The sequence below is a fragment of the Pusillimonas sp. DMV24BSW_D genome (assembly GCF_011388195.1).
Classification (GTDB): Bacteria; Pseudomonadota; Gammaproteobacteria; order Burkholderiales; family Burkholderiaceae_B; genus Neopusillimonas; species Neopusillimonas aestuarii.
This window is the reverse complement of sequence record NZ_CP049990.1, coordinates 1,129,777-1,142,310: the sequence shown is the minus strand read 5'-3', so window position 1 is coordinate 1,142,310 and position 12,534 is coordinate 1,129,777. Positions and strand designations below refer to the sequence as shown.

17 protein-coding genes are annotated in these 12,534 nt (G+C 54.8%); 15 read left to right on the top strand and 2 right to left on the bottom strand.

Annotated features, from left to right (window positions below):
• Positions 1 to 12: 12 nt before the first annotated feature.
• Positions 13 to 549 (bottom strand): adenine phosphoribosyltransferase, encoded by a 537-nt coding sequence (locus G9Q38_RS05560; RefSeq protein ID WP_114421379.1) that lies wholly within the window; start codon positions 547 to 549, stop codon positions 13 to 15.
• A gap of 112 nt (positions 550 to 661) precedes the next feature.
• Here G9Q38_RS05560 and G9Q38_RS05555 point away from each other — a divergent pair, with 112 nt between their 5' ends.
• The 10 genes from G9Q38_RS05555 to G9Q38_RS05510 all read left to right on the top strand — a co-directional run bounded on the left by G9Q38_RS05555 (position 662) and on the right by G9Q38_RS05510 (position 8,287).
• Entirely contained in the window at positions 662 to 1,651 is a 990-nt protein-coding gene (locus G9Q38_RS05555) for a KpsF/GutQ family sugar-phosphate isomerase (protein ID WP_166128650.1), read from the top strand.
• Between the two features lie 2 nt (positions 1,652 to 1,653).
• Complete coding sequence (locus G9Q38_RS05550; protein WP_166128647.1) at positions 1,654 to 2,253, top strand: KdsC family phosphatase; 600 nt, start codon at positions 1,654 to 1,656, stop codon at positions 2,251 to 2,253.
• Positions 2,254 to 2,259: 6 nt separating this feature from the next.
• Complete coding sequence (gene lptC, locus G9Q38_RS05545; RefSeq protein ID WP_166128644.1) at positions 2,260 to 2,874, top strand: LPS export ABC transporter periplasmic protein LptC; 615 nt, start codon at positions 2,260 to 2,262, stop codon at positions 2,872 to 2,874.
• A gap of 10 nt (positions 2,875 to 2,884) precedes the next feature.
• Positions 2,885 to 3,484, top strand: a complete 600-nt coding sequence (lptA, locus tag G9Q38_RS05540) for a lipopolysaccharide transport periplasmic protein LptA (RefSeq protein WP_166128641.1) — start codon at positions 2,885 to 2,887, stop codon at positions 3,482 to 3,484.
• A 14-nt stretch (positions 3,485 to 3,498) separates the two neighbouring features.
• On the top strand, positions 3,499 to 4,290 hold the full coding sequence (gene lptB, locus G9Q38_RS05535; protein ID WP_166128639.1) for an LPS export ABC transporter ATP-binding protein: 792 nt from the start codon (positions 3,499 to 3,501) through the stop codon (positions 4,288 to 4,290).
• Between the two features lie 160 nt (positions 4,291 to 4,450).
• Positions 4,451 to 4,780: a ribosome hibernation-promoting factor, HPF/YfiA family gene (gene hpf, locus G9Q38_RS05530; protein WP_114421330.1), complete on the top strand. Its 330-nt coding sequence runs from the start codon at positions 4,451 to 4,453 to the stop codon at positions 4,778 to 4,780.
• A 172-nt stretch (positions 4,781 to 4,952) separates the two neighbouring features.
• The gene (locus tag G9Q38_RS05525) at positions 4,953 to 5,411 is read left to right on the top strand and encodes a PTS sugar transporter subunit IIA (protein WP_166128636.1); all 459 of its coding nucleotides are present in this window, start codon (positions 4,953 to 4,955) and stop codon (positions 5,409 to 5,411) included.
• A 21-nt stretch (positions 5,412 to 5,432) separates the two neighbouring features.
• The gene (gene hprK, locus G9Q38_RS05520) at positions 5,433 to 6,362 is read left to right on the top strand and encodes an HPr(Ser) kinase/phosphatase (RefSeq protein WP_119441289.1); all 930 of its coding nucleotides are present in this window, start codon (positions 5,433 to 5,435) and stop codon (positions 6,360 to 6,362) included.
• Between the two features lie 6 nt (positions 6,363 to 6,368).
• Positions 6,369 to 7,238: an RNase adapter RapZ gene (rapZ, locus tag G9Q38_RS05515; RefSeq protein ID WP_114421333.1), complete on the top strand. Its 870-nt coding sequence runs from the start codon at positions 6,369 to 6,371 to the stop codon at positions 7,236 to 7,238.
• Complete coding sequence (locus tag G9Q38_RS05510) at positions 7,235 to 8,287, top strand: septal ring lytic transglycosylase RlpA family protein (protein WP_166128633.1); 1,053 nt, start codon at positions 7,235 to 7,237, stop codon at positions 8,285 to 8,287. The genes rapZ and G9Q38_RS05510 overlap by 4 nt, the downstream gene beginning before the upstream one ends.
• A gap of 7 nt (positions 8,288 to 8,294) precedes the next feature.
• On the opposite strand, the gene rsmI is transcribed toward G9Q38_RS05510, so the two are convergent.
• Positions 8,295 to 9,227 carry a 16S rRNA (cytidine(1402)-2'-O)-methyltransferase gene (rsmI, locus tag G9Q38_RS05505; protein ID WP_166128630.1) on the bottom strand — a complete coding sequence of 311 codons (933 nt, stop codon included), beginning with the start codon at positions 9,225 to 9,227 and terminating at the stop codon, positions 8,295 to 8,297.
• A gap of 33 nt (positions 9,228 to 9,260) precedes the next feature.
• Here rsmI and G9Q38_RS05500 point away from each other — a divergent pair, with 33 nt between their 5' ends.
• The 5 genes from G9Q38_RS05500 to argB are packed head-to-tail and all read left to right on the top strand — an operon-like array spanning position 9,261 to position 12,532.
• Entirely contained in the window at positions 9,261 to 9,752 is a 492-nt protein-coding gene (locus G9Q38_RS05500) for a YraN family protein (protein WP_166128627.1), read from the top strand.
• 54 nt (positions 9,753 to 9,806) lie between these two features.
• A complete protein-coding gene (locus tag G9Q38_RS05495; protein WP_166128624.1) occupies positions 9,807 to 10,400 on the top strand; it encodes a phosphoheptose isomerase in 594 nt (197 codons plus the stop codon).
• Positions 10,400 to 11,119, top strand: a complete 720-nt coding sequence (locus G9Q38_RS05490; RefSeq protein ID WP_166128622.1) for a BON domain-containing protein — start codon at positions 10,400 to 10,402, stop codon at positions 11,117 to 11,119. The genes G9Q38_RS05495 and G9Q38_RS05490 overlap by 1 nt, the downstream gene beginning before the upstream one ends.
• Entirely contained in the window at positions 11,116 to 11,610 is a 495-nt protein-coding gene (locus G9Q38_RS05485; RefSeq protein ID WP_166128619.1) for a TlpA disulfide reductase family protein, read from the top strand. The genes G9Q38_RS05490 and G9Q38_RS05485 overlap by 4 nt, the downstream gene beginning before the upstream one ends.
• Before the next feature lie 19 nt (positions 11,611 to 11,629).
• The gene (gene argB / locus G9Q38_RS05480) at positions 11,630 to 12,532 is read left to right on the top strand and encodes an acetylglutamate kinase (RefSeq protein WP_370523884.1); all 903 of its coding nucleotides are present in this window, start codon (positions 11,630 to 11,632) and stop codon (positions 12,530 to 12,532) included.
• Positions 12,533 to 12,534 lie beyond the last annotated feature (2 nt).

The window sequence follows — 12,534 nt, the reverse complement described above, 5'->3', positions numbered from 1 at the left end:
GGCGGCGCCGGATTAAAACGTACACACAGTGTAAAGCGGCAAACCGGTGTCTTTCAGGTTTTTCGACCCGCCAAGATCGGGAAGGTCGATAATAGCGGCGGCTTCAACCACATTGGCACCCAAACGTTGCAATAACTTGGCGGCGGCCACCATAGTGCCGCCTGTTGCGATCAGGTCGTCGATCAGCAACACGCGCTGCCCGGGCTTCACGGCATCAGTATGCATTTCAACGGTTGCATTGCCATACTCCAGGGTGTATTCCTCGGCCAGGGTTTGAAAAGGCAACTTGCCTTTTTTCCGCACCGGAACAAACCCCAGGTTCAATTCATATGCCAGCACCGCGCCCAGAATGAACCCCCTGGCATCGACACCCGCCACCAGATCGAGTCGTTGGCGCATATAACGATAAACAAACAGGTCGACCAAAACCCGAAATGAGCGCGGGTCTTGTAATATAGGGGTAATGTCGCGAAATGTAACACCCGGGCTGGGCCAATCGGGCACGCTGCGGATGGCATTGCGGATGTACTCGGCAGGATCGGTATGCATTAAGGTCGCCACAACAAAATTGAACCAGGCACTAACTATAACCTTAATATTGCCTGAACTGTGCAGCCCACCCATTGAAACAAAAACAATTCGCAACGTTTAAAATCGAATAATGACGCTTTCAGACTCCCTTTCCGCCACCAACGCACTGGCCTCCGCCCGCCGGACGCTCAGCACCGAAATCGCTGCGCTCGAAAGCCTCAGCAACCGCCTTGATAACACGTTCCATCAAGCGGTCAAACTGGTTTTGGCATGCAGTGGCCGAGTGGTGGTGACCGGCATCGGAAAGTCCGGCCACATCGGCAGAAAAATGGCGGCAACGCTTGCTTCCACAGGCTCACCTGCTTTTTTCATGCATGGCGTAGAAGCCATCCATGGTGATCTGGGCATGCTCACCCCCCAAGACGTCGTCATTGCCATTTCTTATTCGGGCACTGCCGAGGAACTGATTACCGTCCTGTCGGTCTGTAAGCGCATGGGCATTCCTATCATCGCCATCACAGGCAACCCCGAATCTGAACTGGCCGGCAGTGCGCAAGTACATTTGAGCGTTCGCGTTGAACAAGAGGCCTGCCCGCTTAATCTGGCGCCCACAGCCAGCACCACCGCCACCATGGCACTGGGTGATGCGCTGGCGGTTGCCTGCCTCGAGGCGCGCGGCTTTGGTGCCGAGGATTTTGCCCGATCGCACCCGGGCGGCGCCCTGGGGCGTCGCTTGCTAACTCACGTGCGCGACATCATGCGACACGGTCAGGCTTTGCCCATTGTTCAAGGCGCAACCCCCATCCAGGAAGCGCTCGAGGAGATGTCGCGCAAAGGTATGGGCATGACCATTGTTGTGAATAACAAGGAAGAACCCATTGGGATCTTCACCGACGGCGATTTGCGTCGTCTCATTTCAAAGGTAGGCGATATCCGCCACCTGAATGTCTCCGACGGCATGTCACTCGGCCCACGCAGCGTGAGCGCCGATGCGCTCGCCGTCGAAGCGGCTTCGATAATGGAGTCCAACAAACTATCGCAAGTCGTTGTCGTTAACACACAAGGCAAACTCATTGGCGCCCTGCATATGCACGACCTCATGGCCGCCAAGGTAATCTGAATATGAAAACACCCGCTATTCCACACCCCGCAGAAGCGCTCATCCTGGCTCGTGTCCCTGAGCACGTGGTCAACCGCGCTCGGGAAATCAAACTCATGGCCTTCGACGTCGACGGCATCCTTACCGATGGTGCACTTTGGTACGGCGAAAACGGTGAAGTTGCCAAACGCTTCCATGCGCTCGACGGTTATGGGCTGCGCATGCTTAGGGAAAGCGGCATTGTGGTGGCTTTCATCACGGGCCGAAAAGGCCCTATTGTCGCCCGGCGAGGCGCCGAACTCGGTATTGAGATTGTATTGCAAGGGGTGCGCGACAAGCTTCAATCCCTTACCCAAATCGCTCAGGAGCATGGCCTGTCCTTCGATCAAATAGGTTTTATGGGTGACGACATCATGGACTTGGCCGCGTTGCAACGTGTCGGGCTTGCCGCTTCGGTGCCCGGCGCCCCCGCCTATATTGAACAAGCCGTACATTGGGTATCAGGCAAGCCGGGCGGGGAAGGCGCCGCCAGAGAGTGTTGCGACCTGATTCTGGCCGCACAGAAACGCCTGGGCCCTTTCCTGTCGCAAAATAGTGTCGTACTGGGCGATGTCACGCAATAACATATTATGAAAGAACGGCTACCTGGATTCATCGCGATATTACTGCTCTGCTCACTGGTTGTTTTAAGCTGGTGGGCGGCGGAATACACGCAGCGCGCAGTGCAGTTGGAGCCACCCCGGCGCATTACCCATGAGCCTGACGCCTGGTCCGAAAGTTTCGTCATGGTAAGAACCAACCCCCAGGGCGAGGCCATTAACCGGCTGGAGGGCGACTACCTGCAGCATTACCCCGACGACGATTCCTATGAAGTCGACAATGCACGTGCCGTTGGTCAACGTGCAGGGTCACCCATTACCGTGGGTACCGGGAACAAAGCCATCATGGATCAGGACGGCAGCCGCATCACACTTACCGGCGACGCCCACCTGCACCGGGTTCCCTACGACGACCGGCCCGCGCTTGACGTGACCAGCGAAAAACTCATTCTGCTGCCCGACGAAGATGTCGCCTACACCGACCTGCCGGCGCTGGTACAAAACGGGAAGTCGCGAATTAACGGAAAAGGCATGCGCTACGACAACGAGTCTCGTACACTTGAGGTTTTCTCGGCCAGCGACGTAAAAATATCGGGCGAAGAATCACGCTCGCAACGCACTGAAAACGCCACATCGAACGACTAGAAAAAATATTATGAACCGCTTATCTATTCAACACCTTTGCCGCTGGGTATGTGTTAGCGCACTGATGGCCTTATCGTCTTTGGCAAGCGCTCAGCAGGCAAACGATAACCCTGCTGAAGAGCCCGACACCCTTATCTTATCCGATACGCTAAATTACGACGACATCAAGCAAGAAAGCACTTTTACCGGTAACGTGGTCATGACGCGCGGCCAAATGACGCTGAACGCCGACACGCTCATCATGCGCGAAGACGAAGAAGGCTTTCAATACGGTACGGCAACCGCCAACGAGGGGAAACTCGTTTTCATCCGCCAGGAAAACCCGGAAAAATTCGAAGTCATTGAAGCACGTGGCCTGCGGGCGGAATACAACGGCAAAACCGAGGAAATTGAAATGATCGGTCAGGCCATCGTCACCAAATACGTATGTGGAAAACGCCTCGACAACATCCGCGGGGAACGGGTTATTTATAACCAGGCAACCAGTATTTACAAGGCGTTTGGCGGGCCAAACTCATCTGCCGCAGGTGGGCGGGTCCGTTCAGTTGCCACGCCGGGTGCAAAGGCCGAAGCTGCAGCAGCGGAATGCCGGCAAAACCAAAATCGCTAAGCGAAGAGGGTAGTATGGCAGTCACGTCCACATCCCGCGCACCTGTTCGCGCCGCCAGCGACTCCAAAGGCAGTCTGATCGCCACCGGTTTGCGTAAAACCTACGGGAAGCGCACCGTTGTACACGATGTTTCGCTGTCGGTCGACAGTGGTGAAGTTGTGGGCCTGTTGGGCCCTAACGGGGCGGGCAAAACAACCAGCTTCTACATGATTGTCGGCATTGTCCCAACTGATGCCGGGCGCATCGAAATCGACGGCGTTCCCATTACGGCCATGCCCATGCACAAACGCGCCCGCATTGGGCTGTCGTATCTACCCCAAGACGCCTCGGTATTTCGTCGCCTCACGGTGGAACAAAACATTCAGGCCGTGTTGGAGCTGCAAATCGATGAACGTGGCACGCCTCTTACCGGCAATCAAATAAAGCAGCGTCTTGAGGAGCTGCTCGACGAACTGCAAATTCAGCACATACGTGGCAATACCGCCATTTCTCTGTCGGGTGGCGAGCGCCGCCGCGTAGAAATTGCACGCGCACTGGCAACCAACCCACGCTTCATCCTGCTCGATGAACCATTCGCAGGGGTGGACCCGATTGCGGTCATTGAAATTCAGCGTATTGTCCACTTCCTGAAAAGCCGGAATATCGGTGTATTGATTACCGACCACAACGTTCGGGAAACGCTGGGTATTTGCGACCGTGCTTACATTATCAGTGAAGGTAAAGTGCTGACCAATGGTCATCCAGACGAAATCATCGACAACGAGGCGGTACGCCAGGTCTATCTGGGCAAAAACTTCCGTATGTGATTTTCACCCATACTTTGACTTCGAACAAACCCTGTACTTGTGCTACTTGATTTACCCGCCACAAACGATACACTGAACACGTGACAACAAAAAAAGGAGGGGTAGTCGTTCTTTCATTCAGGCGCACCAAGCGCAATGTTGTTTTTTATAGGAGCACAACATGAACCTGAGTATCACCGGTCGTCACCTTGAAGTCACTCCCGCTATCAACGAATACGTTAAAACGAAAATGGCTCGGGTTGCCCGGCATTTCGACAACGTTATCGACACCCAGGTCATGCTCTCGGTAGAGCGTCTCAAGCACACAGCTGAAGTCACCATGCGTTTGCCTGGCAAAGACCTTCACTGCGAAGCTTCCGACGAAAACCTATACGCTGCCATCGATTTGCTGGCAGACAAAATAGACCGGCAAGTGATCAAGTACAAAGACAAAGTACAAAATCATGCTCACGAGCCGCTCAAACGGCAGGAAATTGCCGTCGATCAATAGCGTTTTCGCGTCATTCAAGCCAAATTGGTCACAATGCGAGCACTTCCGTGCTGAATAACGTCAAATGTGCTCTAATTGGCTTCATGAGTCAGCCCCAATCCCGCTACCGATTGGGGCTTTCGCATTTGTAATTTCCTTCTGAATTTTCATTTCCGCTCATATAATGGTCGTCATGAACTTAATGTCGCGTATCCTGCCATTGCAGAATGTGGTGCTCGATGTCGAAGCAACCAGTAAAAAACGGGCCTTCGAACAGGCGGCGCTGCTATTCGAGAACCATCACGGCGTCGCCCGAACGGCGGTTTTTCAAAGTCTTATTGGGCGGGAGCGCCTCGGTTCAACCGCGCTGGGGCACAACATGGCCGTTCCGCACGGGCGTATCAAAGGCCTGAAAGAACCTATCGCCGCCTTTTACCGGCTCGCCGAACCCGTACGCTTCGATCCAGCCGACGGGCGCCAGGCGGGTTTATTGTTTTTCCTGCTGGTTCCCGAAGCGGCAACACAAATGCACCTCGATTTGCTTGCGGAAATTGCACGCATGGCGTCCAACACAGAGCTGCGCGAGGCACTGTCAGCGGAAACCGACCCGGAACGGGTTCACGAGTTGCTTACAACAGTTGAACATACCTAACCCGTCAAACGGCCCATTATCATGCTCACTGTTCAAGAACTGGTCAGCGACAACACCGACAAAATCGCTTTTAATTGGATTGCAGGCCTGGGCGCCGCACATCGCGTTATTCCCGATGTTGGTATGGCCGGTGCCGACCTGGTCGGCCACCTGAACCTGATCCACCCATCGCGTATACAAGTCTTCGGCAAGGAAGAGCTTCTGTACTACACCCGCTTTGAACCCAAGCGTCGTATTCACCACCTGGAAGACCTTGTCGCAGGCGGTGTCCCGGCTATTCTAATGGCCGATAGTCTCGACGCCCCGGATGACCTGCGCGACTTTTGTAATGTCCAGCAAATCCCGCTCCTCTCGACGTCCGTCGAAGCGGCAAAACTTATCGACCTTCTGCGCATCTACCTTGGCAAACGGCTGGCCCCACGCACCACGGTCCATGGGGTGTTCCTCGACGTTCTGGGGCTAGGTGTTTTAATTATGGGCGATTCGGGCCTGGGCAAAAGCGAGTTGGCGCTGGAGCTGATTTCCCGCGGCCATGGGCTGGTTGCCGACGACGCCGTTGAGCTGTCGCGTACCGCCCCGGGAATCATAGAAGGTCATTGCCCGGCACTGCTGCAAAACCTGCTTGAAGTGCGCGGTCTCGGCCTTCTGGACATTCGCACCATATTTGGTGAAACCTCAGTTCGACGCAAAATGCGCCTGAAGCTGATTGTCCAGCTCGTCCGGGCCAATGCTGAGAACTTCGAACGTCTTCCGGTTCAAGACTTGACCCAGGATATTCTCGACACTCCCATTCGCCGGGTCATGCTTCAAGTGGCCGCCGGACGTAACCTGGCTGTCCTGGTGGAAGCAGCGGTTCGCAACACCATCCTGTCATTACGAGGTATCGACACGATGGGCGAATTTATTGAGCGCCAGGCTTTGGCAATTATGGAAAACAGTCGACCCGACTAAACCGCCATGAAAATTGTTCTTATCACAGGCATATCGGGTTCAGGCAAATCAGTTGCTTTACGCTTACTCGAGGATTCCGGCTACACCTGCGTCGATAACCTGCCCGTCAAGTTCCTCAACGAATTCATTAATACCGTTCGCGAAGAACAATTAAAACAAATTGCAGTTGCCATCGATGTCCGATCTCCCGGCGATTTGGCTACCCTGCCCCACGTCCTGACCGGGCTCAGGTCTCAAGGTGTTGAATTCAAAGCCATTTTCCTCGATGCCAGTGACCACGCACTGATGCAACGTTATTCCGAGTCGCGCCGCCGGCATCCGCTTACGGATCGCTTGCGCAAAGAAGGCAAATCGGCCTCCTTGCTTGAGTGCATTCACGCCGAGCGCGAGCTGCTCGCACCGATGCGCGACCAGGAACACGTTATCGACACCTCCGAGCTTACGCCGGGCCAATTGCGCGCCTGGATGCGAGACCTGATTCAGGCAGGCCGGGCCGACGTCGTACTGACCTTCCAATCGTTTGCATACAAACGCGGCGTGCCGGCCGACTCTGATCTCGTTTTTGACGTTCGCTGTTTACCAAACCCGCACTATGACCCCGAACTCAAGCCTCTTACAGGGCGAGACCAAGCCGTGGCCCAGTGGTTGATGCAATTCAACAACGTTAACCAGATGCTGGACGACATTACCGGTTTCATCCGCCGCTGGTTACCTTTATATTTGCAAGATACGCGCAATTATCTAACCGTGGCAATTGGATGCACCGGGGGGCAACACCGTTCGGTGTATGTTGTTGAAAAATTAGCCGAACGGTTTGCAGATCACTCACCTTTACTGATCAGGCATCGAAACCTTCCGGCCATTGAACAGCCATGAATGACAAGCAACGCCCTGGGTATCTACTGTTCGCTTTTCTGCTCTGCCTGATTATTGCAGGGTGTTCTTCATCGGGTAGTAAACGCGGTGGCTACTACAAAGACGATGGCCCAGGCAGCGATCCCCCCGCCAATATCCAGGCCATACCCGATGCCACCCCGCGTATTGAACCCCACCACCGGGCTACCAAACGCCCCTATGTGGTTTTCGGTAAACGCTATATCCCTATGTCAAGCGACCAACCCTTCCGGCAGGAAGGCATTGCCTCATGGTACGGACGCAAATTTCACGGTAATAAAACCGCTAATGGCGAAACGTATGACATGTACGCCATGACAGCCGCACACCCCACACTTCCTATACCCAGTTATGCCCGCGTGACACGCGTGGCAAACGGCCGCTCGGTCATTGTGCGAATTAACGATCGCGGCCCCTTCCACAGCGGCAGAATTATTGATCTTTCTTACGTAGCGGCGTCCAAGCTCGGGCTGATCGGTCCGGGGAGCGGCCGGGTGATTGTCGAGGCGATTACGCATGACGATATCCGAGCGGGGCGTTTCGGTGGCCCCACTACATATGCCCAGGCGCAGAACAGCGTCGGCGCCATGCCATCGGAACCTGCAACGCCTCCCATTTCCTCGGCCGCAACACCGCAGCCGGCAATTCCCGCTGAACCGGTCAGCGAACGCATCGTGCCGGACGCACTGATTGCCATGCAACTCCAGGCGGAAATGGCTGACTCAAACGAAATCCAGCCGGATACGGAAGCCGACAGCGTTGATCCAGATCCAAGTAAGGTTCCACCCGTTACACCATCCGGGTTTTACCTTCAGTTCGGTGCTTTCAGCAACGCTGAAAATGCACAAGCCCTGGCCGAAAAGATCAATGCCGAACTTGCTTCCATCGACTATAAAAATGCCCAGGTGAGCCCTGGGAATACACTGTATCGGGTTCAGCTCGGGCCATACTCAAACCGCACGGAAGCGGTGAATGCCGCTTTACGTTTTGAGGAAATTTTAGGGGCACAACCCACAATTGCCCTGCGGTAGTGTCGCCTTACAACTCATTCTTCCCGCGCTCCAAGGCCATGCGGTACAAATCTGCTTTGGGCAAATTCGTTGCCCGCGCCGCAATCCGCGCGGCATCTTTCACGCTTAAATCCTCCAACAGTGCATCCAGCAATGTCGACACATAAGCCGGCGGCGCTTCATCAGGCGCATCAGGTGACGGATGCAAAACCAATACAAACTCGCCCTGGCTATGATGTGGATCCTGCTGCAGCCATGCCTGCACTTCATTAAGCGGCAACGTCACAACCTGTTCAAACCGTTTGGTAAGCTCGCGTGCAATCGTCACCAGACGATCACCGGGCAGCACATCGGCCAAATCGCCCATCGACGCGGCAAGACGATGGGGTGACTCAAAAAACACAACCGGCATATTGGTTGCTGACCAGCGTCGAAACCACTTTTGACGCGCCGTTGTTTTGTGCGGCGTAAAGCCGGCAAACATATAAGCCGGGTTGTCATCCGTTGTAGCGCCGCTTACCATCAAAGCCGCCATCACTGCACTGGCTCCCGGAACCGGAATCGCGCGATAACCTTCGGCAACAATCGTTCGCACCACCCGCGCCCCCGGGTCACTCACGGCAGGCGTACCAGCATCGGAGATCAGAGCTACCCGCTCTCCTTTCTGCAGACGCCCAATAATGGCCTGGGCAGCACTTGCCTCATTGTGCCGATGAGCGGCCATCATGGGCGTGTTCACCCCCCAGGCATCCAGTAGTTGGCGGCTGGAGCGGGTATCCTCAGCTGCGATCACGTCGCATCGCCGCAACGCCTCTACAGCCCGCAGGCTCAAGTCGGCCAAGTTACCAATAGGCGTCGCAATGACATACAACGCACCGGCAGGCCAATCTTGCTGGTCCACCCGTTCAGTGAGACGTTTCCACGACATTGGGGGTTCATCAAACCCATTCTCTTCACGCATACTAGGCAGCCTTAGTTACAGTTATTCAATTTCATGAGCGACGCTTCTTTGCCAAAGCCACTAAGCCCGGAACAGGTAATCCGATCAGCACAGGAAAGGGCGATTCGTCGTCGCAGAAAAAATACGACGCCTAAAACAGCCATGCCCCTGCCCTTCACCCCCGTATCCGCAAGCCAGCAATTGGGGCACGCAGCCGAAAGCCAGGCTTGTTATCATGTGACACAACACGGCTTATGCGTACTCGCACGCAACCTTAAGTGCCGTGCTGGGGAAATCGATATCGTTGCGCGCGACCAGAATATACTTGTATTTATCGAAGTACGCTGTCGGCGCAACGCCAATTACGGCTCGGCGGCCGAAACAGTAGGGCGGCACAAACAAAAACGCGTTATTCGGGCAGCCCAATTCTGGCTGCCTCACCTTGTTCGCCGCCACTTCAAACAAACCCCGCCGTGCCGTTTCGATATCATTACATTCAATGGCAGCCGGCTTTGCTGGCTTCAGGATGCCTTTCGAACTGTATAACTTTCGCGAAAAAACGTTACATCCGGCTTTTTCGACCATGAGATAATAGCGTTTATGGATATGACCTCCCGAATGTCGTCGCATTTCGACGACGCTATCGATACCTTCAAGGCGAGCTCCCAGGCGCTTGCGGAACCCCTTGCCACAGCGGTCGACATGGCGTTCGCCGCTTTGGTGAACAATAACAAAATACTGGCATGCGGTAACGGTGGCTCCGCCGCCGACGCCCAGCACTTTGTTGCCGAGCTGGTAGGCCGTTTTGAACGAGACCGCCTTCCTCTGGCCGGCATAGCCCTGAATACCGACTCATCCATCATGACTGCAGTCGGTAACGACTACGGCTTCGATCATATTTTTGAACGCCAAGTCATGGCGCTCGGCCAACCAGGCGACATTCTCGTTGCCATTTCCACCAGCGGGAACTCACCCAACGTTTTGCGGTCCATTGAGGCAGCACACGACCGCGACATGGCCGTTATCGCCCTAACTGGAAAAGGGGGCGGAAAAATCGGTGAACAGCTTTACGAAACCGATATCCATTTATGCGTACCTCACGACCGCACCATGCGCATTCAGGAAGTACATATCATCCTGCTGCATGCCCTATGTGACGGAATCGACGCCCTCTTACTCGGAGACTCGCTCTAATGACTGCAACATTTACCTCCTCTCGCGCGCTCTTAGTGGCATTTTTACTGAGCGTAGCCACACTGATGTCAGCATGCGCACCACTGGTTGTGGGCGGAGCCGCCGCAACCACCGCTCTTTTGGCCACTGATCGCCGCACCGCAGGCGAACAGGTCGAAGACCAAGCCATTGAAATGAAGTTTTCAATCGAGGTTGGTCGGGCCTTCAACGACCGACCCGATGTCCGCCTGACCAGCGTGTCGTATGCAGGCAAGGTTCTCATATACGGCGATGTACCCAACGAGGCCGATAAAGCCCGCGCCGAGGCCATTGCCCGAGGTATCGAAAACGTCAAAGAAGTGATCAATCGCGTTCGCATCGGCAGCGTTACCCCATTAAGTGTTCGTACCAACGACACGTGGATTACCACCAAGGTGAAAGCAAGCCTTATCGAAGCCAAAGAAGTGCCGGCCGCCACCATTGTCGTAACAACTGAACGCGGTGTGGTCTATCTCATGGGTAAAGTCACTGACACAGAAGGACGTATGGCGGCAAAAGTGGCAGCCAACGTGCAAGGTGTCAATGAAGTCGTCAAACTGTTTACCATCGTGTCACGCGAAAGTCTGGTCCAACAGCAAGGCAATCAGGCGGCACCGTCCGGTGAACAAACAACCTCCTCTCAGCCTGCCGCTTCAAGCCCATCCAGCAACCCTGAAGTTCAAACGATGCCCGTCCAATGAAAGCACTGAAAATTGGTATTGTTGTCGCGATTGCCCTGGTAGGGCTGCTTGCATGGCAACTGTCGTCACCCTCCCGCAGCGCGCCGCAAGTGGGCTTTACCTCGTTAAAAAACGAGCAATTCAGCACCGAAGATTTGCGCGGCAAAGTCGTATTGGTTAAATTCTGGGCCACCAGTTGCGTCACCTGCATTCAGCAAATGCCCGACACCATCGAAACGTATCAGCAATACGCACCAAAAGGGTACGAGGTCGTTGCCGTCGCAATGGATTATGACCCGGTGGACTACGTCCGCACCTATGCCCAAACACGCAATCTTCCCTTTACGGTCGTTCACGATGCAAGCGGCGACATTGCGCGTGCGTTCGGCAATGTTCAGCTAACACCCACCGCCTTCCTGATCGACAAACAGGGCAATATCGTCAAACGCTATCTGGGCAATTACAATAAGGCCGAATTCATCAATACCGTCGAGCAAGCGCTGGCGGGCTAACAAATCAATTTTCGCCCTCATGAACATGTCTTCCTCCGACAACTCGTCTCATTCAGCCACGGTAAAAGCAGCGGTACTTTCTGAAGCCTTACCCTACATCCGCCGATTTCACGGCAAAACCGTGGTCATTAAATATGGCGGTAACGCCATGACGGAAGAGGAGTTGCAACGCAGCTTCGCCCACGATGTCGTTTTGCTCAAACTGGTCGGGTTGAACCCGGTTGTGGTTCATGGGGGCGGCCCGCAAATTAATGAAGCCCTCAAACGTGTTGGTAAAGAAGGCGCGTTTGTTCAGGGTATGCGGGTCACCGACGCGGAAACGATGGAAGTCGTGGAGTGGGTGCTTGGCGGACAGGTGCAACAAGACATCGTCATGATGATCAACGAAGCCGGCGGCAAGGCTGTAGGCCTTACTGGAAAAGATGGTTGCCTGATTCAAGCGCATAAAAAACTCATAGCAGACAAAGAAAAGCCGGGCGAGTGGCTGGATATCGGCTACGTAGGGGATATCAGCCGTATTGAACCTGCAGTGGTCAAGGCCCTGCAAGACGATCAGTTCATCCCCGTCATCTCGTCGATCGGCTATGGGGAAGACGGCCGGGCTTATAACATCAATGCCGACTTGGTCGCCGGTAAAATGGCCGAAGTACTGGGTGCCGAAAAACTGGTCATGCTTACCAACACACCCGGCGTGCTCGACAAGCAAGGCGAGTTACTGCGCACCTTGTCGGCCCAGACCATCGATGAACTATTTGAGGACGGCACCATTTCCGGCGGCATGCTGCCGAAAATTTCGTCCGCCCTGAATGCGGCACGCAATGGTGTCAATTCAGTTCATGTTATCGATGGGCGTGTTCCTCACTGCCTGTTACTTGAAATACTCACCGACCGCGGCGTCGGAACCATGATCAGCGCTTTCTAGCA

Excerpts from the sequence above, each read along its gene's own strand:
- G9Q38_RS05560 (WP_114421379.1), bottom strand. The coding sequence starts at position 549 with ATGCATACCGATCCTGCCGAGTACATCCGCAATGCCATCCGCAGCGTG.
- hprK (WP_119441289.1), top strand. The coding sequence starts at position 5,433 with ATGCTCACTGTTCAAGAACTGGTCAGCGACAACACCGACAAAATCGCT.
- G9Q38_RS05500 (WP_166128627.1), top strand. The coding sequence starts at position 9,261 with ATGAGCGACGCTTCTTTGCCAAAGCCACTAAGCCCGGAACAGGTAATC.
- lptB (WP_166128639.1), top strand. The coding sequence starts at position 3,499 with ATGGCAGTCACGTCCACATCCCGCGCACCTGTTCGCGCCGCCAGCGAC.
- G9Q38_RS05485 (WP_166128619.1), top strand. The coding sequence starts at position 11,116 with ATGAAAGCACTGAAAATTGGTATTGTTGTCGCGATTGCCCTGGTAGGG.
- G9Q38_RS05510 (WP_166128633.1), top strand. The coding sequence starts at position 7,235 with ATGAATGACAAGCAACGCCCTGGGTATCTACTGTTCGCTTTTCTGCTC.
- G9Q38_RS05525 (WP_166128636.1), top strand. The coding sequence starts at position 4,953 with ATGAACTTAATGTCGCGTATCCTGCCATTGCAGAATGTGGTGCTCGAT.
- G9Q38_RS05550 (WP_166128647.1), top strand. The coding sequence starts at position 1,654 with ATGAAAACACCCGCTATTCCACACCCCGCAGAAGCGCTCATCCTGGCT.
- rapZ (WP_114421333.1), top strand. The coding sequence starts at position 6,369 with ATGAAAATTGTTCTTATCACAGGCATATCGGGTTCAGGCAAATCAGTT.
- lptA (WP_166128641.1), top strand. The coding sequence starts at position 2,885 with ATGAACCGCTTATCTATTCAACACCTTTGCCGCTGGGTATGTGTTAGC.
- rsmI (WP_166128630.1), bottom strand. The coding sequence starts at position 9,227 with ATGCGTGAAGAGAATGGGTTTGATGAACCCCCAATGTCGTGGAAACGT.
- G9Q38_RS05495 (WP_166128624.1), top strand. The coding sequence starts at position 9,807 with ATGGATATGACCTCCCGAATGTCGTCGCATTTCGACGACGCTATCGAT.
- lptC (WP_166128644.1), top strand. The coding sequence starts at position 2,260 with ATGAAAGAACGGCTACCTGGATTCATCGCGATATTACTGCTCTGCTCA.
- G9Q38_RS05490 (WP_166128622.1), top strand. The coding sequence starts at position 10,400 with ATGACTGCAACATTTACCTCCTCTCGCGCGCTCTTAGTGGCATTTTTA.
- hpf (WP_114421330.1), top strand. The coding sequence starts at position 4,451 with ATGAACCTGAGTATCACCGGTCGTCACCTTGAAGTCACTCCCGCTATC.
- G9Q38_RS05555 (WP_166128650.1), top strand. The coding sequence starts at position 662 with ATGACGCTTTCAGACTCCCTTTCCGCCACCAACGCACTGGCCTCCGCC.
- argB (WP_370523884.1), top strand. The coding sequence starts at position 11,630 with ATGAACATGTCTTCCTCCGACAACTCGTCTCATTCAGCCACGGTAAAA.